The sequence below is a fragment of the Sphingomonas sp. PL20 genome (assembly GCF_017875905.1).
Classification (GTDB): Bacteria; Pseudomonadota; Alphaproteobacteria; order Sphingomonadales; family Sphingomonadaceae; genus Sphingomonas; species Sphingomonas echinoides.
In genome coordinates this window covers 767,169-786,938 of sequence record NZ_JAGINH010000002.1, presented here as the reverse complement: position 1 = coordinate 786,938, position 19,770 = coordinate 767,169, and the positions used below count along the sequence as shown (strand labels likewise).

Annotated in this window: 19 protein-coding genes, 1 tRNA gene, 1 pseudogene and 1 CRISPR repeat array (1 of these 22 cut by a window edge); of the genes and pseudogenes, 16 read left to right on the top strand and 5 right to left on the bottom strand. The window is 64.9% G+C overall.

Going from position 1 to position 19,770, the window contains the following annotated elements:
- The first annotated feature begins 27 nt into the window (after positions 1-27).
- The 9 genes and pseudogenes from ubiB (at position 28) to H4W01_RS03770 (ending at position 9,069) form a co-directional block, all read left to right on the top strand.
- Complete coding sequence (gene ubiB, locus H4W01_RS03810) at positions 28-1,563, top strand: 2-polyprenylphenol 6-hydroxylase (RefSeq protein ID WP_209609961.1); 1,536 nt, start codon at positions 28-30, stop codon at positions 1,561-1,563.
- Positions 1,545-2,678, top strand: coding sequence for a hypothetical protein (locus tag H4W01_RS03805; protein ID WP_209609960.1), 1,134 nt, complete (start codon positions 1,545-1,547; stop codon positions 2,676-2,678). The genes ubiB and H4W01_RS03805 overlap by 19 nt, the downstream gene beginning before the upstream one ends.
- Positions 2,675-3,834 (top strand): annotated as a pseudogene (gene coaBC, locus H4W01_RS03800) (bifunctional phosphopantothenoylcysteine decarboxylase/phosphopantothenate--cysteine ligase CoaBC); the annotation flags it as partial. The gene H4W01_RS03805 and the pseudogene coaBC, both read left to right, overlap by 4 nt.
- 54 nt (positions 3,835-3,888) lie before the next feature.
- Positions 3,889-4,335 carry a dUTP diphosphatase gene (gene dut, locus H4W01_RS03795; RefSeq protein WP_209613233.1) on the top strand — a complete coding sequence of 149 codons (447 nt, stop codon included), beginning with the start codon at positions 3,889-3,891 and terminating at the stop codon, positions 4,333-4,335.
- Positions 4,332-4,709 carry a hypothetical protein gene (locus H4W01_RS03790; protein ID WP_010407555.1) on the top strand — a complete coding sequence of 126 codons (378 nt, stop codon included), beginning with the start codon at positions 4,332-4,334 and terminating at the stop codon, positions 4,707-4,709. Before dut ends, H4W01_RS03790 begins: the two co-directional genes overlap by 4 nt.
- A gap of 133 nt (positions 4,710-4,842) precedes the next feature.
- Positions 4,843-5,592 carry a HesA/MoeB/ThiF family protein gene (locus H4W01_RS03785; RefSeq protein ID WP_209609959.1) on the top strand — a complete coding sequence of 250 codons (750 nt, stop codon included), beginning with the start codon at positions 4,843-4,845 and terminating at the stop codon, positions 5,590-5,592.
- Between the two features lie 35 nt (positions 5,593-5,627).
- Entirely contained in the window at positions 5,628-6,758 is a 1,131-nt protein-coding gene (wecB, locus tag H4W01_RS03780; RefSeq protein WP_209609958.1) for a non-hydrolyzing UDP-N-acetylglucosamine 2-epimerase, read from the top strand.
- Positions 6,742-8,040: a UDP-N-acetyl-D-mannosamine dehydrogenase gene (wecC, locus tag H4W01_RS03775; RefSeq protein ID WP_010407550.1), complete on the top strand. Its 1,299-nt coding sequence runs from the start codon at positions 6,742-6,744 to the stop codon at positions 8,038-8,040. The genes wecB and wecC overlap by 17 nt, the downstream gene beginning before the upstream one ends.
- An 18-nt stretch (positions 8,041-8,058) precedes the next feature.
- Positions 8,059-9,069, top strand: a complete 1,011-nt coding sequence (locus H4W01_RS03770) for an NAD-dependent epimerase/dehydratase family protein (protein ID WP_010407548.1) — start codon at positions 8,059-8,061, stop codon at positions 9,067-9,069.
- Positions 9,070-9,099: 30 nt separating this feature from the next.
- On the opposite strand, the gene galU is transcribed toward H4W01_RS03770, so the two are convergent.
- The 4 genes from galU to rpsU all read right to left on the bottom strand — a co-directional run bounded on the left by galU (position 9,100) and on the right by rpsU (position 11,508).
- Positions 9,100-9,969: a UTP--glucose-1-phosphate uridylyltransferase GalU gene (gene galU, locus H4W01_RS03765; RefSeq protein WP_010407547.1), complete on the bottom strand. Its 870-nt coding sequence runs from the start codon at positions 9,967-9,969 to the stop codon at positions 9,100-9,102.
- A gap of 111 nt (positions 9,970-10,080) precedes the next feature.
- Positions 10,081-10,635 (bottom strand): FKBP-type peptidyl-prolyl cis-trans isomerase, encoded by a 555-nt coding sequence (locus tag H4W01_RS03760; protein ID WP_209609957.1) that lies wholly within the window; start codon positions 10,633-10,635, stop codon positions 10,081-10,083.
- Position 10,636: 1 nt separating this feature from the next.
- The gene (locus H4W01_RS03755) at positions 10,637-11,218 is read right to left on the bottom strand and encodes an FKBP-type peptidyl-prolyl cis-trans isomerase (RefSeq protein WP_209609956.1); all 582 of its coding nucleotides are present in this window, start codon (positions 11,216-11,218) and stop codon (positions 10,637-10,639) included.
- An 83-nt stretch (positions 11,219-11,301) separates the two neighbouring features.
- Positions 11,302-11,508 (bottom strand): 30S ribosomal protein S21, encoded by a 207-nt coding sequence (rpsU, locus tag H4W01_RS03750; RefSeq protein WP_010162663.1) that lies wholly within the window; start codon positions 11,506-11,508, stop codon positions 11,302-11,304.
- Positions 11,509-11,661: 153 nt separating this feature from the next.
- Between rpsU and cysS the strand changes: the two genes are divergently transcribed.
- From cysS to H4W01_RS03725, 5 genes are all read left to right on the top strand, one after another.
- On the top strand, positions 11,662-13,089 hold the full coding sequence (cysS, locus tag H4W01_RS03745; protein ID WP_209609955.1) for a cysteine--tRNA ligase: 1,428 nt from the start codon (positions 11,662-11,664) through the stop codon (positions 13,087-13,089).
- Between the two features lie 68 nt (positions 13,090-13,157).
- Positions 13,158-13,604: a TM2 domain-containing protein gene (locus tag H4W01_RS03740; RefSeq protein ID WP_209609954.1), complete on the top strand. Its 447-nt coding sequence runs from the start codon at positions 13,158-13,160 to the stop codon at positions 13,602-13,604.
- 35 nt (positions 13,605-13,639) lie between these two features.
- Entirely contained in the window at positions 13,640-14,575 is a 936-nt protein-coding gene (locus H4W01_RS03735) for a D-2-hydroxyacid dehydrogenase (protein ID WP_209609953.1), read from the top strand.
- Positions 14,576-14,646: 71 nt separating this feature from the next.
- Positions 14,647-15,135: a GNAT family N-acetyltransferase gene (locus H4W01_RS03730; protein ID WP_209609952.1), complete on the top strand. Its 489-nt coding sequence runs from the start codon at positions 14,647-14,649 to the stop codon at positions 15,133-15,135.
- A 112-nt stretch (positions 15,136-15,247) separates the two neighbouring features.
- Positions 15,248-16,834, top strand: coding sequence for a class II 3-deoxy-7-phosphoheptulonate synthase (locus tag H4W01_RS03725; RefSeq protein ID WP_209609951.1), 1,587 nt, complete (start codon positions 15,248-15,250; stop codon positions 16,832-16,834).
- Between the two features lie 34 nt (positions 16,835-16,868).
- On the opposite strand, the gene H4W01_RS03720 is transcribed toward H4W01_RS03725, so the two are convergent.
- The gene (locus H4W01_RS03720) at positions 16,869-17,015 is read right to left on the bottom strand and encodes a lmo0937 family membrane protein (protein WP_010407531.1); all 147 of its coding nucleotides are present in this window, start codon (positions 17,013-17,015) and stop codon (positions 16,869-16,871) included.
- 141 nt (positions 17,016-17,156) lie between these two features.
- On the opposite strand from H4W01_RS03720, the gene H4W01_RS03715 reads away from it, so the two are divergent.
- Positions 17,157-17,231 (top strand) — tRNA-Glu (locus tag H4W01_RS03715).
- A 162-nt stretch (positions 17,232-17,393) separates the two neighbouring features.
- Positions 17,394-18,614: a tyrosine-type recombinase/integrase gene (locus tag H4W01_RS03710; RefSeq protein WP_209609950.1), complete on the top strand. Its 1,221-nt coding sequence runs from the start codon at positions 17,394-17,396 to the stop codon at positions 18,612-18,614.
- Between the two features lie 301 nt (positions 18,615-18,915).
- A CRISPR array of direct repeats spans positions 18,916-19,770; the repeat unit is 32 nt; unit sequence GTTTCGATCCACGCCCCCGCACGGGGAGCGAC; it runs 5,656 nt beyond the window's last position.

The following is a 19,770-nucleotide window of genomic DNA, read 5'->3' as shown; positions in this document are numbered from 1 at the left end:
CCTCCCGCAAGCGGGAGGGGAGCAAAAGTGACCGCCCCCGCTATCCACCTCTGGCGCCTGCTGAAATGGGGTCGCATCCTCGCGCGGCATGGCGCGCTTTCGGGCATCGAGCGTGACCCGAACACGCCCGCCCCGGTGCGCCGCCTCGCCCGGATCGCGCGGCTGGGCGCGCGCGTACCCGCCGTGCCGCGTTATGCCGATGCGTTCCAGGCGATCGGCCCCGCCGCGATCAAACTCGGCCAGACGCTGGCGACGCGGCCCGACATTGTCGGCGAAGCGGCGTCGAACGATCTGATGCGGCTGCAGGACGCGCTGCCGCCCGTGCCCTATGACACAATCCACGCCGCGATGACCCGCGCCTTCCAGCGCGATCCGGCGGAATTGTTCGCCTCGATCGATCCGGTGCCGGTCGGTGCTGCCTCGATCGCGCAAGTTCATCGCGGGGTCACTACCGATGGCCGCACCGTCGCGATCAAGGTGCTGCGCCCCGGCGTCGAGGAAGATTTCACCCGCGCAATCGACACGTACGAGTGGGCAACGGCGCAAGTCGAGGCGATGGGCGGCGAACTGTCGCGGCTGCGCCCACGGCTGGTGATCGAGACGTTCAAACGCTGGACCGCGCGCGAGCTTGATTTGCGCCGCGAAGCCGCTTCGGCTTCCGAACTCGCCGATGCGATGATGGCGGAGCCCGATTTCCTAGTGCCCAAGATCGATTGGCAGCGCACCACCGGCAAGGTGCTGACGCTCGAATGGATCGACGGGATCAAGCTGTCCAACCGCGCGGCGCTGGTCGAAGCGGGCTATGATATGCAGGCGCTGGCCAACACCTTGGTCCACGCCTTTCTGCGCCAGGCGATTGCCGAGGGCTTTTTCCACGCCGACATGCACCAGGGCAATTTGTTCGCATTGCCCGATGGCAAGATCGCCGCGATCGACTTTGGCATCATGGGCCGGATCGACCGACGCGCCCGCGTTTGGCTCGCCGAAATCCTCTACGGGCTGATCACCGGAAACTATAAGCGCGTCGCCGAAATCCATTTCGAGGCGGGCTATGTGCCGCCGCACCACAATGTCGCCGAATTCGCCACCGCCCTGCGCGCGGTCGGCGAGCCGATGCGCGGCATGGCGGTGAAGGACATGTCGATCGGCATGATGCTCGACGGCCTGTTCAACATCACGCGTGATTTCGACATGCAGACGCAGCCGCATCTGCTGCTGCTGCAAAAGACGATGGTGATGGTGGAGGGCGTGGCGACCAGCCTCGATCCCGACATCAATTTGTGGGACGCCGCCGCCCCGTTCGTGCGCGAATGGATCCGCACCGAACTCGGCCCCGAAGCGGCGGTGGCCGATCGGCTGGTCGAGGGGTTCCGGACGCTGTCGCGCCTGCCCGATCTGGTGCGCAACATCGAACGGCGCTTTCCCAATCCGCCCGGCGCACCGCCCGAGCCGCCGCTGAAGCACATTGAGGTGCTGCGCTTTGGGGCTGGCTGGCGCTACGCGCTGGTCGCGTTGGTGAGCGCGGGTGCGAGCCTGGGCCTGGGATGGATGCTCTGGGGGTGAAGGAGGCCGCGCCCTTGTGGCTGGCCACGCCGTCGCGCTTTGCCGGTCTGAGCTTGCGCGGAGCCCGTATCGGCGTGGCGCTGCTGGCGCTGCTTCTGCTCGCGACCTTGCTGGCGCTGGCGAGCCCCGGGGCACCGCCGATCAACCATGATCCGGCCAATCGCGGCGAGGACCAGGTCGACGTCGTGCGGTATGAAACGATTGTGCAGGGCGTGCGTGGCGGTGGCGGTTATTATCCGGTGGCCGCGCAAGCGCTGCGCGCGGGCGATGACGCGATGCAGCCCTTCCTCACCTTCCGCCTGCCGACGCTCGCGGTGGTGCAAGCCGCGCTGCCGCCCGCCGCCACGATGCTGCTGCTTTATGCGCTGGTCGCCGGGGTGATGTTCGCCTGGTATCGGCAGGTGCGGTCCGCATTTGCCACTCCAACGCCGGTGTGGATCGCGATGGCGTTGCTGGCGGGGGGGCTGATCGCCTTCGTGAAGGCCGACCTTGCCTGCTTTCACGAGATTTGGGCGGGATTGCTGATCGCGCTGTCGCTCGCCGTGCGGCGCGAGGGCAAATGGATCGAGGCGGTCGCGATCGGGCTGATCGCGCTGCTGATCCGCGAGACCGCCGCGCTCTACGTTGTGATCATGGCGGTGTTCGCTTTTGCCGAGGGCCACCGCAAGGAAGCGATCGGCTGGGCGGCCACGCTCGGGGTGTTGGCCGTCGTGCTCGCGCTTCACGCGCATGCGGTGTCGCTGGTGGTGCGCGAGACCGATCCGGCGGTGGCGGGCTGGCCGGGGCCGCTCGGCTTCGGCTTTTTCATCACGACGATGCAGTTGTGGACGGTCCTCACTCTGGCCCCCTTGTGGTTCGCAGCCCCGGTGATCGGGCTGGCGCTGTTCGGCTGGGCGACGTGGAAGAGCGCACTCGCCTTGCGCGCGCTGGCGGTGTTCAGCGGTTATGCCGCGCTGCTGGCTCTGTTCGGGCGCGCCGACACCTTCTATTGGGGGCTGATGATCGCGCCCACGCTCCTGATCGGCCTCGCCTTCGCGCCCGATGGCGTGCGCGACCTGATTGCGCGCGCGCAGGACCCGCGCCGCAAGATTACCGTCACGCGGGTGGTGCGATGAAGATTCTGTTGATCGTCGGCGGCGGCATCGCCGCCTACAAGGCGTGCGAGCTGATCCGCTTGTGCCGCAAGGGCGGGATTGCGGTGAAGTGCGTGCTGACCGATGGCGGCGCGCATTTCGTGACCCCGATGACGCTGGCCGCTTTGTCCGAAAACCAAGTCCATACCAGCCTGTGGGACCTGAAGGACGAGGTCGAGATGGGCCATATCCAGCTCAGCCGCGAGGCCGATCTGGTCGTGATCTCGCCCGCCACTGCCGATCTGATGGCGAAGATGGCGGCGGGCATTGCCGATGACCTGGCCACCACCTTGCTGCTCGCGACCGACAAGCCCGTGCTCGCCGCGCCCGCGATGAACGTGCGGATGTGGCAGCATCCGGCGACACGCCGTAACGTCGCAACCCTGCGCGGCGATGGCGTGACCGTGCTGGAGCCCGATGAAGGCGCAATGGCGTGCGGAGAATATGGCCCCGGTCGCCTGCCCGAGCCCTCGGCGATTTTTGCGGCGATCCAGGCGGCGTTGGCGGGGTGACCCCTCCCCACATCCTCGTCACGGCTGGCCCCACGCATGAGCCGATCGACCCGGTGCGCTATCTGGCGAATCGCTCCTCGGGCAAGCAGGGCTTTGCGATTGCCGCCGCGCTGGCCGCGCGCGGGGCGCGGGTAACGCTGGTCGCGGGGCCGGTTACGCTCCCTACGCCGCCGGGCGTGACGCGCATCGATGTCGAGACCGCGCTGGAAATGGCGGCGGCGGTCGAATCGGTGCTGCCGGTTGACGGCGCAGTGATGGTCGCCGCCGTCGCCGACTGGCGCGTCGACAGCACCGCGCAGAAGATCAAGAAAGGCCCAAGCGGGCCGCCTATGCTGCGCCTGGTCGAAAATCCCGACATCCTCGCCACGCTGGCCGCCAGCCCGCAGCGCCCGCGCCTGCTGATCGGCTTTGCCGCCGAAACCGAGCGCGTGACCGAGCATGCCACCGCCAAGCTGACGCGCAAACGCGCCGACTGGATTGTCGCCAACGACGTGTCGGGCGACGTAATGGGCGGCGCGGCCAATGCCGTCCACATCGTTACCGCCAATGGGGTCGAAAGCTGGGAACGCCTGCCGAAGGACGATGTCGCGGCGCGGCTTGCCGGTCGCATCCTGGCGGCGCTTGCACCGAACGCCCCGCCGACCTTCGACACGCCGGATTCGCCCTGCTATGGCACCGCCATGAGTGGCTTGATTACCATTGCGCTGAAACGCCTCCCCCATGGCGAGGGCCTGCCTTTGCCGACCTATGCCACCGACGGTGCAGCCGGAATGGATGTCGTCGCCGCCGAAGACAGCGTACTCGCGCCCGGCGCACGCGCCGCGATTGCGACCGGCTTCGCCATTGCCATCCCCGAAGGCTATGAGGTGCAGGTCCGCCCACGCTCGGGCCTGGCGCTGAAGCACGGCATCACTTGCCTCAACACCCCCGGCACGATCGACAGCGATTATCGCGGCGAAGTGAAGGTAATTCTCGCCAATCTCGGGCAGGAACCGTTCGTGATCACACGGGGCGACCGGATCGCGCAGCTTGTCCCCGCCCCCGTGCAGCGCGCGGTGCTGGAGGTGGTGGAGACGCTCGACGATACCGCGCGTGGCGTCGGCGGTTTCGGATCGACCGGGCGATGATCGCCCTGCTGCTTCAGGCGGCGGAGGTGCCCGCCATGCCTGTGGATTGGTCGGCTCTGGCCCCGATCCCCTATCTCGCGCCGCCCAAGGTGACGCCCGAACTGTCCGGGTTCGTGGCGACCGAAATCACCGCAGGCCGCTGCGCCATCGCCAAGCCGACCGACGGCCATTATGTCGTGCGCGTCGATGTCGCGACCCTGATCGGCCCGGATGGAACCGTGCGCCGTGCGGTACCGCACGCCATCGCCTGCCCGACGGTTGAGCAATATGCGGCGGGCCTCGTCACCGGTTTCGCACGCGGTAATCTCCCGATGCGGCCGGGTGCCACCGATGCGTGGTATCGCGCGACGATCGTCTTCGAGTGGAACGCTTAGTGCCGTCCTCCGCGAGGCCGGATCACCTCCATCCCGTTCAGGCTGCGCCCGTCCTGAGCAAGGCCCTTCGACAGGCTCAGGGCGAACGGAAAACGGCGCGAACCACCAAAACCGTGCCTCTGACAGGGTGCCTGTGACGCTGTCCGACGAAGAACTGAACCGCTACGCCCGCCACATCGTGCTGCGCGAGGTTGGTGGCGCGGGGCAAATGCGGCTGAAGGCGGCGTCGGTCGCGATTGTCGGCGCGGGCGGCATTGGCAGCCCGGCCATCCAATATCTGGCGGCAGCCGGGATCGGGCGGCTGATCGTCATCGATGACGACACGGTCGATCTTTCCAATCTGCAACGCCAGACCGTGTTTGGCGATGCCGATATCGGCGCGGGCAAGGTGGCGGCGGCGGCGCACGCAGCGCACCGGATCAACCCGCATGTCGTCCTCGACCAGCGCCCGGAGCGGCTGACCCCCGACACTGCCGCGCACCTGCTGGGCGGCGCGGACGTGGTGATCGACGGCACCGACAGTTTCGCGACGCGCCTCGCCGTCGCCGACGCCGCGCACGGCTTGCGCATCCCGCTCGTCTCCTCGGCGGTCGGGCAATTCGAGGGGCAACTGGGCGTGTTTCGCGGTTGGGAGGCGGACAAGCCCTGCTATCGCTGCTTCGTCGGCAACGTGGTCGATCAGGCGGGCGACAGTTGCGCCGAACAAGGCGTACTGGGCGCGATGACCGGGGTGATGGGCAGCCTCGCCGCGTTGGAGGCGATGCGCAGCGTGGTCGGCTTCGGCGACGACAGCGCAGGCAAACTGCTGCTGGTTGATGCGCTCGCTTTTCGTTTCCGCACGATCGCCTTGCCGAAAGACCCAGGCTGCCCGGCCTGCGGTTAGCGGGGTTTTAAGGGAGCGCGCGCTATGCGCCTGCCATGACCTCTCCGCGCATCCTCGTCATCTTCGGCACCCGGCCCGAAGCGATCAAACTCTTTCCGGTGGTTGCCGCGCTCAAGGCGCAGGGCGGGCTCGACGTGCGCACCTGCGTCACCGCCCAGCATCGCGGGCTGCTCGATCAAGTGCTCAGCATCGCCAATCTGCGTCCCGATATCGATCTCGATCTGATGGAGCCGGGTCAGACGCTCGATCGCCTGACCGCGCGGTTGCTGACCGGGCTTGGCGATGTGATGGACGCCGAAAAGCCCGACCGGGTGATCGTACAAGGTGACACCGCCACCGCGATGGTCGGCGCGCTCGTGGCTTACTACCGCAAGGTGCCGGTCAGCCATGTCGAGGCGGGCTTGCGCTCGGGCGACATTTACCAGCCCTGGCCCGAGGAAGTGAATCGCCGGATCGTCGCACCGATCGCCGACCAGCATTTCGCGCCGACCGAAACCGCCGCCGAAGCGCTGCGCCGCGAGAATATCGCAGCCCAGACGATCCACGTCACCGGCAACACTGTGATCGACGCGCTGCACGCGACGCGCGCCAAGCTCGCCGCCGACCCAACACTCGCCAGCGGGCTCGACGGGATCGCTGAGCGTTTCGCGGGCAAGCGCATCATCCTGGTCACCACGCACCGGCGCGAAAATTTCGGCGGCGGCATGGACAATATCGCGAACGCCCTCGCCCGGATCGCCGCGCGCGACGACGTCGCCATCCTGTTCCCGATGCACCCCAACCCCAATGTCGTCGAGGCAATGAACCGCGTGCTCGGCGATCGGCCCAATATCGCGCGAATCGATCCGCTCGATTACCCGCATTTCATCCGCGCGCTGGAGCTGTGCGAGATCGCGCTGACCGATTCGGGTGGCGTGCAGGAAGAAGCGCCCGCTTTGGCCAAGCCCGTACTGGTCATGCGCGAGACGACGGAGCGCCCCGAAGGCGTGGCAGCGGGCACCGCCAAGCTAATCGGCACCGATCCCGAGCGGATCGTTTCCGAAATATCAACCCTCCTCGACGACAAGGGTGCCTACCAGTCCATGGCACGCGCCCACAATCCGTTCGGCGACGGCCATGCGTCCGGCAGGATCGCAAAGGTAATCGCCGATGGTTTCGGATGCTGAACTGAAGGTTGTCGTCGTCGGCCTGGGCTATATCGGCCTGCCGACCGCCGCGGTGATCGCGCGCACGGGGGCCAAGGTGCTGGGCATCGACGTGTCCGAACACGTCGTCGAGACGGTCAATTCGGGCAAGATCCATATCGAGGAAGTCGATCTCGACGGCCTCGTCTCGGGCGTGGTCGCGCGCGGCACCTTGCGGGCAGCGACGCAGATCGAACCCGCCGATGTGTTTGTCATTGCGGTGCCGACGCCCTTTGCCGACGATCATGCGCCCAATATCGGCTATGTCCTGCGCGCCGCGACGACCATTGCCGCCGTGCTGAAGGCAGGCGATGTCATCATCCTCGAATCGACCTCGCCCGTGGGCACGACCGAGAAGGTGCGCGACTTGCTCGCGCAGTTGCGCCCCGACCTGAAGGTGCCCGGCAAGACCGGCGAAAGCGCGGACATCGCCATCGCTTATTGCCCCGAGCGCGTGTTGCCGGGACGAATCCTGGTCGAACTGATCGACAATGACCGCGTCATCGGCGGCATCACGCCGCGGTGTGCGCGGAAAGCGCTGCAATTCTATCGCCGTTTCGTGCGCGGCGCGTGCGTCACCACCACGAGCCGTGCGGCGGAGATGACCAAGCTCACCGAAAACGCCTTTCGCGACGTCAACATCGCCTTCGCCAATGAACTCAGCCGCGTCGCCGATACGATGGAGGTCGATGTGTGGGAGGTGATCCGCCTCGCCAACCGCCATCCGCGCGTCAACATCCTGTCGCCCGGCCCCGGTGTCGGCGGGCATTGCATCGCGGTCGACCCGTGGTTCCTGGTCCATGCCGATCGCGACAACACCCCCCTCATTCGCACCGCGCGCGAAGTGAACGACGCCAAGATCGACTATGTCGTGGAACGCGCCGAGGCGATGGTGGCGGCGCATCCGGGCGTGCGCGTCGCGTGCCTGGGCCTGGCCTTCAAGGCCAATATCGACGATTTCCGCGAAAGCCCCGCGCTCAAGGTCGCGACGGCGCTCGCGGCGCGCTTCGGCGATCGGCTCGATGTGGTCGAGCCTTATACCCGCACCCTGCCCGCCGTGTTCAATGGCACCGGCGCGACGCTGACCGACATCGACACCGCGATCGAGACGTGCGGCATCATGATCGTGCTGGTCGACCATGATGTGTTCAAATCGGTGCCGGTCGACGAACGCGCCGACAAGATCGTCTATGACACGCGCGGCATCTGGCCCGATCAGCCGCGCGCGCCCGTCCGCACGGAAGCGTTGCGCCTCGCCAGCTAAGGCCTGATAGGGAACGCCATGTCGACCGATCCCATCCTCGTCACCGGTGTCGCCGGATTCATCGGCATGCATGTCGCGCGCGCGCTGCTGGCGCGGGGTGAGCATGTCATCGGCATCGATAGCTTCAACGACTATTACCCCGTCAGCCTGAAAGAAGCGCGCGTCGCGGCGATCGCGGCGGAGGCAGACGGACGCTTCACGCTGCACCGCGTGGATTTTGCCGATCATGCCGCGCTCGATTCGGCGCTCGGGGCAGCGCCGTTCACCCGCATCGTCCATCTCGGCGCGCAGGCGGGGGTACGCTATTCGATCGACAATCCGCGCGCCTATATCCACTCCAACATTGCCGGGCACCTCAACCTGCTCGAACTCGGGCGGCAGCGCGGCGTGGCGCATCTCGTCTATGCGTCATCCTCCTCCATCTATGGCGGCGATGCCACCCTACCGTTCAAGGTCGACGACCGCGCCGACCGGCCGCTGTCGCTTTATGCCGCGACCAAGCGCGCCGACGAGTTGATGAGCGAGACCTACGCCCATCTCTATCGCCTGCCGCAGACGGGCTTGCGTTTCTTCACCGTCTACGGGCCGTGGGGGCGGCCCGACATGGCGATGTGGCTGTTCACCAGCGCGATCTTGGAAGACCGCCCGATCCAGGTGTTCAATCACGGGGATATGCGGCGCGATTTCACCTATATCGACGATATCGTCGCCGGGATCATCGCCTGCCTCGATCACCCGCCTGCGGACGACGGCAGCATCAAGGCTGGCGGCAGCCCGGCCCCGCACCGGCTCTACAATATCGGCAACCACCGCTCGGAACGGCTCGACCGGCTGATCGACCTGATTGAGGCCGCGTGCGGCAAGCCCGCCATCCGCATCAACGCGCCGATGCAGCCCGGCGACATGCCCGATACCTTCGCCGATATCAGTGCGATCCAGCGCGACCTCGGCTTCGCACCGACCACCTCGATCGATGTCGGCGTGCCAAAGTTCGTGGAATGGTATCGCGGCTATATCGAGCGCTGCTGAGCGCCCGATTAGCCCCGACCCGCTCGAATCTTATTTGAGCAGGTCGACCGCAAAGGCACGAACGGCATCGCCGATATCGGCGCGCCCAAACGCGACCGCGAGATTGGCGGTCATGTATCCCGCTTTGTCCCCGCAATCGTAGCGTTTCCCGTCGAAGGTCAGCCCGTGAAACGGCTGCTGGCCGATCATCCGCGCCATCGCGTCGGTCAGCTGGATTTCACCGCCAGCACCCTTGCCCTGCGTTTCCAGCACACGCATCACCTCGGGCTGGAGGATGTAGCGACCGATCACCGACAGGTTGGACGGCGCAGTGCCCTTGGCGGGCTTCTCGACCAGCCCTTTGACTTCGGTCAGAGCACCCTCGCGCACGCCTGGCGTGATCACGCCATACATATGCGTCTGATCCTCCGGCACTTCCTGCGCGCAGATGATGTTGCCACCAACCTGCATATAGGCATCGACCATTTGCTTGAGGCAGCCCGGCTTGCCCACCATGAAATCGTCAGCGAGCAAAACCGCAAAGGGTTCATCCCCCACGATGTCGCGCGCGCACCATACCGCGTGGCCGAGACCCATCGGCTCCTGCTGGCGAACATAGGCGACCGCGCCGGGCTTGAGCCGGGTGGCGTCAAGGATCGACAGCGACTTGCCGCGGGCGGTCATGGTCGCCTCGAGCTCATAGGCGATATCGAAATGGTCCTCGATCGCGGATTTGCCGCGCCCGGTGACGAAGATCATCTGCTCGATGCCTGCTTCCAACGCCTCGTCGACCGCATATTGGATCAACGGACGATCGACGACCGGCAGCATTTCCTTGGGCATCGCCTTGGTGGCCGGAAGGAAACGGGTGCCAAGGCCGCCGACGGGGAAAACGGCTTTACGAAGCGGGCGAACGGTCATTTTTGCTCCGAAAACAAATACGTTGGCGAAAGGTTTACTTCGTTACGCCTCAATACCGATCCTGCCGGATATTGCATCCATCAAATTGGATGCCGGTTTCTCGATATCCCGTTAGGGAGCGGCGGGAGCCGTCTTAGGATCAGCAAGCTGCTGCTGGCGCAACTGGTCGAAAGTCGCCTGCGAAATGAAATCGATCAAATCGATGTCGAACACCAGCACCGACCCCGGCGGGATTGGCCCGGAACCGGCCTCGCCATAGCCCAGGCTGGGCTTGATCCATACACGATAGTGCGCGCCGCGCGGCATCGCCTTCAACGCTTCGGCGAAACCCGGCACGACCGCTGCGACCGGCAGCGGCGTGGGTTGCGCGCTCTTGTCGAAAATCTTGCCATTGGTCAATTTGCCGACATAATTGACCAACGCGACGTCTCCGTCGCCCGGCTTTTCCGCGCCGGTTCCCGGTTTCACGACCAGATATTGCAGGCCGGACGCGGTCTGGATGACACCGCGCACACGCGCGTTCGCAGCAAGGAATGCGTCCGCAGTCACTGGGGCTGCGGCGACAGGCTGGGCGCGGCGCGGGAGCGGTTTTTTGACTCGCGCCTGCGCAATCCCGCTGGTCAAGACAACCGCCGCGAGCCCGGCGGCACAGACGATCGATCGCATCTCAGCGGCCAGTCGGCGGTCCAGCGGCACCCGGGGGCATCATGCCCTGCTGTTGCTGCATCATCTGCTGCTGCATCTGTTTGTATTTCAGGATCGGCATCGAATCGAGCAGTTCGACATCGAACACCAGCGCCGCGTTGGGCGGGATCGGGCCGCCAGGGGGCACATGATCGCCATAGCCCAGGCTCGGCTTCAGCCAGATCCGGTACTTGCCGCCCTTGTTCATCAGCTTGAGCGCTTCGCTGAAGCCCGGCACGACGCCGCCCACTTCGAGCGGAGTCGGCTGCGCGGACTTGTCGAACACGGTGCCGTCGAGCAGACGCCCCTCATAAGTGATGAGGACTTCGTCCGCGTCGGTCGGGTTCGGCCCGGTGCCAGGCGTCAGCACCTGATATTGCAGGCCCGACGGCGTCGTCACCACACCCTTGGCCCGCGCATTATGCGCGAGGAAGGCGGTGGCGGGATCGGTCGGGGTCTGGAACGCCAGCGCCACCGCCGCGACCAGCGCGACGGCGATGCCAACCCACAGATACACCAAAATGCTCCGCTTCACGGGCTTTAGCGGGACAGCGGTGATCGACATGGTGGCTCCCGGGCAGGGGGTCGAGAAAGATAGGCAGGCGAAATCAGGTCGCAGCGGGCATCACCGCCCGCCCGATCATGATCTTACCGTGCGCCGTCGCGTTCCATGCGCTTGCGCTCGAGCTTGCGCGCGCGGCGAACGGCAGCGGCACGCTCACGGGCGCGCTTTTCGCTCGGCTTCTCGTAATGACGGCGCAGCTTCATCTCGCGATAGACGCCTTCGCGCTGCAGCTTCTTCTTGAGCGCGCGCAGCGCCTGGTCGACATTGTTGTCGCGTACGATGATTTGCATAAACCCGAACAGCTCCGAATCGATAGAAAAGCGCCGCCGCGAACATCAGGTCCGCGTCGCAAGGCGTGCGCCCTACACGGCGATGCCCGAAGTTTCAAGGCATACCGCACCTTTTACGTGACTTTGGCCCGGAGCGGTCTGTAAGCGGGCGCAATGAGCAGCAGCCCCCTCACCTTCTATAACAGCCTTACGCGCTCGCTGGAGCCGTTCGTCCCGATCGATCCGCGCCTGGTGCGCCTCTACACCTGCGGGCCGACCGTGTATAATTATCAGCATATCGGCAACATGCGCGCCTTTCTGTTTGCCGATACGCTGGGGCGTGTGCTGCGCTGGAAGGGCTATCCGACCAAACATGTCATCAACATCACCGATGTCGGCCATTTGACGTCGGACGCCGATGCCGGCGACGACAAGATGGAAAAGGCGGCCGCCGCGCAAGCCAAGTCGATCTGGGAGATCGCGGCGCATTATACCGCCGCGTTCAAGGAAGACGTTGCGCGGCTGAACATCGATCCGCCTGCCGAATGGACCGTCGCGACCGGCCACATCCCGCAAATGATCGCATTCGCCCAGCGAATCGAGCAGGATTGCTATCTCATCGACGGCGGGCTCTATTTCGACACCACCCGCGTGCCCGATTATGGCAGCCTCGCCCGCGCCGTGTCCGATGCGGGCGAAAGCCGCATCGATCCCGTCTCGGGCAAGCGCCATCCGCAAGATTTCGCGATCTGGCGGCGGTCGCCCCCCGGCGAGCAGCGCCAGATGGAATGGGATTCCCCCTGGGGCAAGGGTGCGCCCGGCTGGCATCTCGAATGCTCGGTGATGAGCCTGCAGCATCTCGGCCACCCGTTCGACATCCACACCGGCGGGATCGACCACCGCGAGATCCACCATCCCAATGAGATCGCACAGAACCAGGCGTTCTGCGCGTGTGACGACACCGGCGCGCGGCTGTGGATGCACAACAATTTCCTGGTCGATCGCGGCGGCAAGATGTCCAAGTCTACGGGACAGTTCCTGCGTTTGCAGACGCTGGTCGATGCGGGCTTCCATCCGCTCGCTTACCGCATGATGTGCCTGCAGGCGCATTATCGCAGCGAGCTCGAATTTACGTGGGAGAACCTTGCCGCCGCCTTCACGCGGCTGAAGCGGCTGGTGATCGCCCGCGATGCGTTGCGCGCGCGCGATGACGGCACGCTGAAGGGCGATGCAGAACCCTATCTGGCGCGGCTGGAGGAAGCGGTCGGTGATGATCTGGGCACCCCGCGCGCGCTGCCGGTGCTCGACGAGCTGCTGGCGGACAAACGCCTGTCGCCCGCGACTCGGTTGCAGGCGCTCGCCGATTTCGATGCCGTGCTTGGCCTCAATCTCACCACGCTGACCCGCACCGACCTGCGCGTGCGCCCGGTGACGGCGATCGTGACCGAGGCCGACATCGAGGACCAACTCGCCGCGCGAAAAGAAGCCCGTGCGGCAAAGAATTTCGCGCGATCCGACGAGATTCGCGATGCGCTTGCCACCGCCGGAGTCGAGGTAATGGATGGTGATGCGCTGGCCTGGGACTGGAAATTGACGCTCTGAACACACCCCCTTTTCTTCCGCCCGGCCCGCGTTAAGCTTGCCCCTGCATCAACCGGGGGGGATAGATCATGCAGGGACGGGTATTGGGTTTCGACACCCATTTGGGCGAGGGCGTCATTTCATCAGAGGATGGCCAGCGCTATCCCTTCCGCGCCGAGGAGTGGCGTCAGCGCGTACCGCCGCACCCCGGGCAACGCGTCGATTTCGAAGCGGCGCAGGATCATGCGACGGCGATCTATGTCATCGGCGGGGGCAGCACGATGGTGGCCGACAAGAACCGCACTGTCGCTGCGCTGCTTGCCTTTTTCCTCGGCAGCCTCGGCGTTCACAAATTCTATCTGGGCAAGACCACCGCAGGCGTCATCATGCTGCTGTGCGGAACGATCGGCTGGTTTCTGATTTTGCCCGGCGTCATCAACGCGCTGGTCGCCTTTGTCGAATTCATCATTTACCTCATCACCCCGGATGAAGCGTTCCAGCACAAATATGTCGAGGGCGACGCATCCTGGTTCTGATCGCCCTAAGTGATGATACTTGAGAGGAAAATTCCATGAAGGCCGTCCTCCCCGCCCTAGCGCGCGCTTTGCTGGAGCCGCGTCTGCCAGCGGGGCTGGAGGTGACCTGGGTCACGACGCGCGAGGAAGCGACGACCGCGATGGCCGATGCCGATATCGGCTGGGTTGACCTCTATCCGCACGGGCTGACCCCGGAGGCGGTCGCGGCGGGGACATCGCTCAAATGGCTGTTCACCGCGATTGCCGGGGTCGAATCGCTCGATTTGCCGACGCTGGCCGCGCGCGGGACAGTGGTCACCAATGGCGCGGGCATCAACGCCATCGCGGTCGCCGAATATGCCGTGCTCGGCATCCTCGCCGCCGCCAAGCGTTTCGACATGGTGGTGCGCAGCGCCGACCGCCACGAATGGCCCGATTATGCGCCGGGTCGCCTCGAACTGTTCGACACAGCCGCGCTGATCGTCGGCTATGGCGCGATCGGCCGCTTGATCGGCGAACGGCTCGCCGCCTTCGGGGTCGCGGTGACGGGAGTCACTCGCTCGGGCCGCAACGGCACGCTGACGCCCGATGCGTGGAAAGCCCGGCTCGGCGATTTCGACTGGGTGGTCTTGGCCGCCCCCTCGACCGACGCCACCAAGACGCTGATCGGCGCGGAGGAGCTTGCTGCGATGAAGCCCGACGCCTGGCTCATCAACATGGCGCGCGGCGACATGGTCGATCAGGAGGCATTGCTCGCAGCGCTGACCAAAAAGACGATCGCGGGGGCGTTCCTCGACACCGTCACGCCCGAACCGCTTCCCGCGGACCATCCCTTATGGTCCGCACCCAACACGCTCCACAGCATGCACCTGTCGGGCCGCAGCCAAACCAGGATGTTCCAACGCGCCGCCGCCTTGTTCCTGCGCAACCTCGATGCTTTCCTGGCGGGCACGCCAATGGAGAACGTCGTCGATTTGGGGGCGGGATATTAGGGTGTGACCAGGGTCGTGGCGTCCGTCCGGAATCGCCCAGTGCGTTCCAGGTTATGCCAATAGGCCGTCAAATGCTGTTGATCGAGACGACCGACCGTGACTTCGCCGACTTGATCGAAGGACGCGCGCCGCGTGGATTGCGGCAGGCAGGCGGGGCCGTGGAAAGTGCCGAAGTGCTCACAATGCTTCGCGAACTCGCGTCCAAGATCCGGCCGAGGTTCGATCCCGCGTGCTGGATGATGGTAGAGAATGCGGAGATCGTCGGTCTCTGCTCGATCATTAAGGTCGGTCCCGACGGCAGCATATCGATCGGATACGGCGTGTCCGCTGAACGGAGAAAGCGCGGGTTCGCTTCTGCCGCAGTCCGCACTCTTGTGGACTGGGCTCGAAGTGACACTCGTGTGCAAAGCGTCAAGGCAGAGACCTCCGTCGACAACCGCCCGTCACAGCGGGTTCTCGAGAAAAACGGCTTCGCACGCACCGGCGAGCGCTTCGACGAAGGAGACGGGGATTTGATCTGCTGGAGCATTCCTACGCCGCACTCAAGGCTGTCGGAGTAGCAAAAAAAGAGCGCCAATCCGTACGACTACCTGTCGCCGGTTCCGCCCAATTTACCCCATCTGGGAAAATTCCCGCTTGCCGCCTTTACCCTGATTGGGTAATGCGCCGCCCATGACGACGATGGCCGGCCTCAAGATCAAGCACTTTCGCGAAGAGCGCACGCTCAGCCGGGCGGCGTTCGGGGCGTGGTATGGCGCGCCTGGCTCGACCGTTCAGGGCTGGGAAGAAGATGGCAAGCGCGCCAGCGGCCCGGTCGTCAATCAGATCGCGGCCAATGGCATCGCCACCCATGCCGATTGGTACATTTCGATTCGCACGGAGAATGACATGAGCAGCTGGGCCCCCGATAGCTGGACGCGCGCCGATGCCCGCCAGATGCCCACTTATCCCGATGCGGCAGCGCTCGATGCGGCGACCGACACGCTCGCCAGCTTCCCGCCTTTGGTGTTCGCGGGCGAAGCGCGCAACCTCACCGCTGATCTCGCGCGTGTCGCCGAGGGCAAGGCGTTCCTGCTGCAAGGCGGCGATTGCGCCGAGAGCTTTGCCGAACACAGCGCCAACACCATCCGCGACACCTTCCGCGTCATTCTGCAAATGGCGGTGGTGCTGACCTTCGCGTCGAAGCTGCCGACGGTGAAGCTCGGCCGCATGGCCGGACAATTCGCCAAGCCGCGCTCGTCCGATGTCGAAGTGCAGAATGGCGTCGAATTGCCCGCGTATCGCGGCGACATCGTCAACGATATCGAGTTCACGCCCGAAGGGCGCCTGCCCGACCCGCAACGCATGGTCCGCGCGTACAGCCAGTCGGCGGCGACGCTCAATCTGCTGCGCGCCTTCGCTGGTGGCGGCTATGCCAATCTCGCGCAAGTCCATCGCTGGACGCTCGATTATATGGGCCGCAGCCCCTGGGCGAAGAAATATGCCGAGACCGCAGACCGCATCGGCGAAGCGCTCGACTTCATGGCCGCCTGCGGCATCAGCCCGGAGACGGTGCCGCAACTGGCACAGACGCGCTTCTACACCAGCCATGAGGCGCTGCTGCTGCGCTACGAACAGGCGCTGACGCGGCAGGATTCGCTGACGGGCGACTGGTACGACACCAGCGCGCACTTCCTGTGGATCGGCGACCGCACCCGCTTCGAAGGCAGCGCGCATGTCGAATATCTGCGCGGCATCGGCAATCCGATCGGCATGAAGTGCGGGCCGAGCCTGGAGCCCGACGCGCTGTTGCGCTTGCTCGACACGCTCAACCCGCACCGCGTGCCCGGCCGCATGACGCTGATCACGCGCTATGGCCATGACAAGATCGAGGCGGGCTTGCCCAAATTGGTGCGCGCGGTGCTGCGGGAGGGGCACCCGGTGGTGTGGAGCTGTGATCCGATGCACGGCAATACGGTGAAGGCGGCAACGGGCTATAAGACGCGGCCGTTCGATCGCATCCTGGCCGAAGTGCGCGGTTTCTTTGCGGTTCACCGCGCAGAAGGTTCAATCGCGGGGGGCATTCATGCCGAAATGACCGGGCAGAATGTGACCGAATGCACCGGCGGCGCGGTCGACGTGACCGAGCAATCTCTGGCCGATCGCTATCACACGCATTGCGATCCGCGCCTCAATGCGGGTCAGTCGATCGAGCTGGCGTTTTTGCTGGCGGAAATGCTGAACGTGGAAATGGCGGAACGGCGGCGCGCGGCGGCCTGAGCCGCCCCGCGCCGCGCCGCGCCGCGCGGATCCGTCAGAGTGCGCTGCGGCCCTGCAGCAAGCGGACGACAACGACGATCAAGGCGATCACCAACAGCAGATGGATCAACCCACCGCCGATATGCACGGCGAAACCCAGCGCCCACAGCACCAGCAAAACAACGACGATGGTCCACAGCATCGGAAATCCTCCCATTAGGCCACCCCGCAGATGCGGGCGGTATCGGCGAGAGAAACGCCTATTCGCCGGGCCGGTTCCGCCAGCACGGCAGTTCGCTTGACGCCGCGAGGCGGGATCGGTAAGGCCGCACTTCCGCCTCACGGCCCCTTCGTCTAGCGGTTAGGACGTCGCCCTCTCACGGCGAAAGCACGAGTTCGATTCTCGTAGGGGTCACCAAAATGCCTGCTCAAGGCATCCCAAAATGTGCCATAAACGGCTGTTTTCTGCGGTTTTTCGTGGTAAACCGTCTCAGTCAGATCGGCGAAACACCACTGCATACCAGCAATTTGATGGTATTTTTGATGGCACAGCGCCGGTCGCTTGGATGGAGATACCATCATGGCGTTGTCGGTCGTGGCGATCAAAGCGGCCAAGAGTCGCGACAAGGCGTACAAGCTGAGCGATAGCGACGGGCTCTACCTGCTCGTGGCACCGTCCGGCTCTCGCTATTGGCGGATGAACTACCGTCACCTTGGCAAACAAAAGACCCTGGCATTCGGCGTATGGCCCGACACTGGACTGGCCGAGGCTCGAGCTGCCCGTGACGCCGCGCGCAAGGTGCTGGCGCGGGGCGATGATCCTGCCGAACAAACCAAGCTCGACCGGATCGCTGCGACAGTGGCAGCTTCCAACAGCTTTAAAGCCGTGACGGACGAATGGCTGCTCAAAGTCGAAAAAGAGGGCCGATCTGCGATGACGATGAAAAAGCTGCGCTGGCTGCTCGGCTTCATCAATGCAGCGATTGGGCAACGACCTGTCGCCTCGATCTCGGCGCAAGAATTGCTCATCATGCTGCGCAAGATGGAAACCAAGGGGCGATACGAGACAGCAAAACGCCTCCGCAGCACCTGCTCGCAGATCTTCCGCTATGCCATCGCTACTGCACGTGCCGAACGCGATGTCGCTGCCGACCTGCGTGGCGCGCTGATCGTACCCAAGCACGTTCACCGCGCCGCGATCACCACGCCCACAGAGGCGGGCGCACTGTTGCGCGCCATCGAGGCGCTGGAAGATCATCCTACAACCGGCTTGGCGCTACGCCCCCTACCGCACGTGTTTGTTCGGCCTGGGGAGTTGCGCTTTGCCGAATGGTCGGATTTCGATTTCGGCAAGTCCGTTTGGACGATCCCGCCGCACAAGACCAAGATGCGGCGAGCGCACTCGGTGCCCCTCTCCCGTCAGGCGCTTCGAATCATCGAATCGATCGAGCACGACGCCAAGCACAGTCCGTATCTTTTCCCCTCACTGCGATCGGTTGAGCGACCGATGTCCGAGAACACCATTAACGCAGCGCTTCGTAGAATGGGCTATGCGCAGGACCAGATGACGGGCCACAGCTTCCGAGCCCTAGCAGCGACGCTACTGAACGAAATGGGATTATGGCACGCCGACGCGATCGAGCGTCAACTTGCCCACTGCGATAGCAATGCCGTGCGTCGCGCCTATACCCGCGGCGAATATTGGGAAGAGCGCGTGCGCAAGATGCAGCACTGGTCAGATCATCTCGATTTCCTCCGAGACGGTGCGAAGGTACTCGAAGGCAAGTTCGGGAAGGGGTAGATCGCATAGCGGCGGCTGCAACTGCGTTGGCGGCGGAATAGCTGCTTTCAGGCACCCCGGGGTAAAACCTGTCTTTCGCCATATGCTCTTAAGCAGCAGGGCCGGATTTTGGTCCACGCCCCCGCACGGGGAGCGACACGACGCGAAGGCGGTGCCCTCGGGGAAGCCGGTGTTTCGATCCACGCCCCCGCACGGGGAGCGACTTGCGACCGCAACGGCGAGCGCGAATATCACGCGGTTTCGATCCACGCCCCGCACGGGGAGCGACGCGAGCGCGCTTCCTGGCTTTCGACCTTTTGCTTGTTTCGATCCACGCCCCCGCACGGGGAGCGACGCGTCCGTTTCCGTAAATGTCGCAATCCAAAACGGTTTCGATCCACGCCCCCGCACGGGGAGCGACCGCGATCCCAAACGATGAATTCCCCCTTGTGCGGGTTTCGATCCACGCCCCCGCACGGGGAGCGACGCTCGATCTTGTACGTCGTGCTCGACGGGATCGTGTTTCGATCCACGCCCCCGCACGGGGAGCGACAGAACATGCGCGCCAATGGCCGCACCACTTGGAACGTTTCGATCCACGCCCCCGCACGGGGAGCGACGAGAGAGGCGGGAATGATCGTGCGGCTGGTCGGCGTTTCGATCCACGCCCCCGCACGGGGAGCGACCACCGAGTCCGAACAGCGCGTTCGCAAACCACCGGTTTCGATCCACGCCCCCGCACGGGGAGCGACCATGCGTCCCCGCCGTACATCGTCAGCGACAGGTTGTTTCGATCCACGCCCCCGCACGGGGAGCGACCCGACCGGTCCGGTTCTTCACGCTATTCGTGGATGTTTCGATCCACGCCCCCGCACGGGGAGCGACCGCTCTGCGGCTTTCGGGTGATTTGGTCGATGTGGTTTCGATCCACGCCCCCGCACGGGGAGCGACCGCTACTCGCGCGCATGGGCGTTTCGCTGAAGACGTTTCGATCCACGCCCCCGCACGGGGAGCGACTCGGCGATCGCCTATCTCGACCAAGCCGAAACTGGTTTCGATCCACGCCCCCGCACGGGGAGCGACCATCGCTGCGCAGCCGGATGCTGATCGCATATCAGTTTCGATCCACGCCCCCGCACGGGGAGCGACGTTGTCATAATGACGCACGTCACGACAG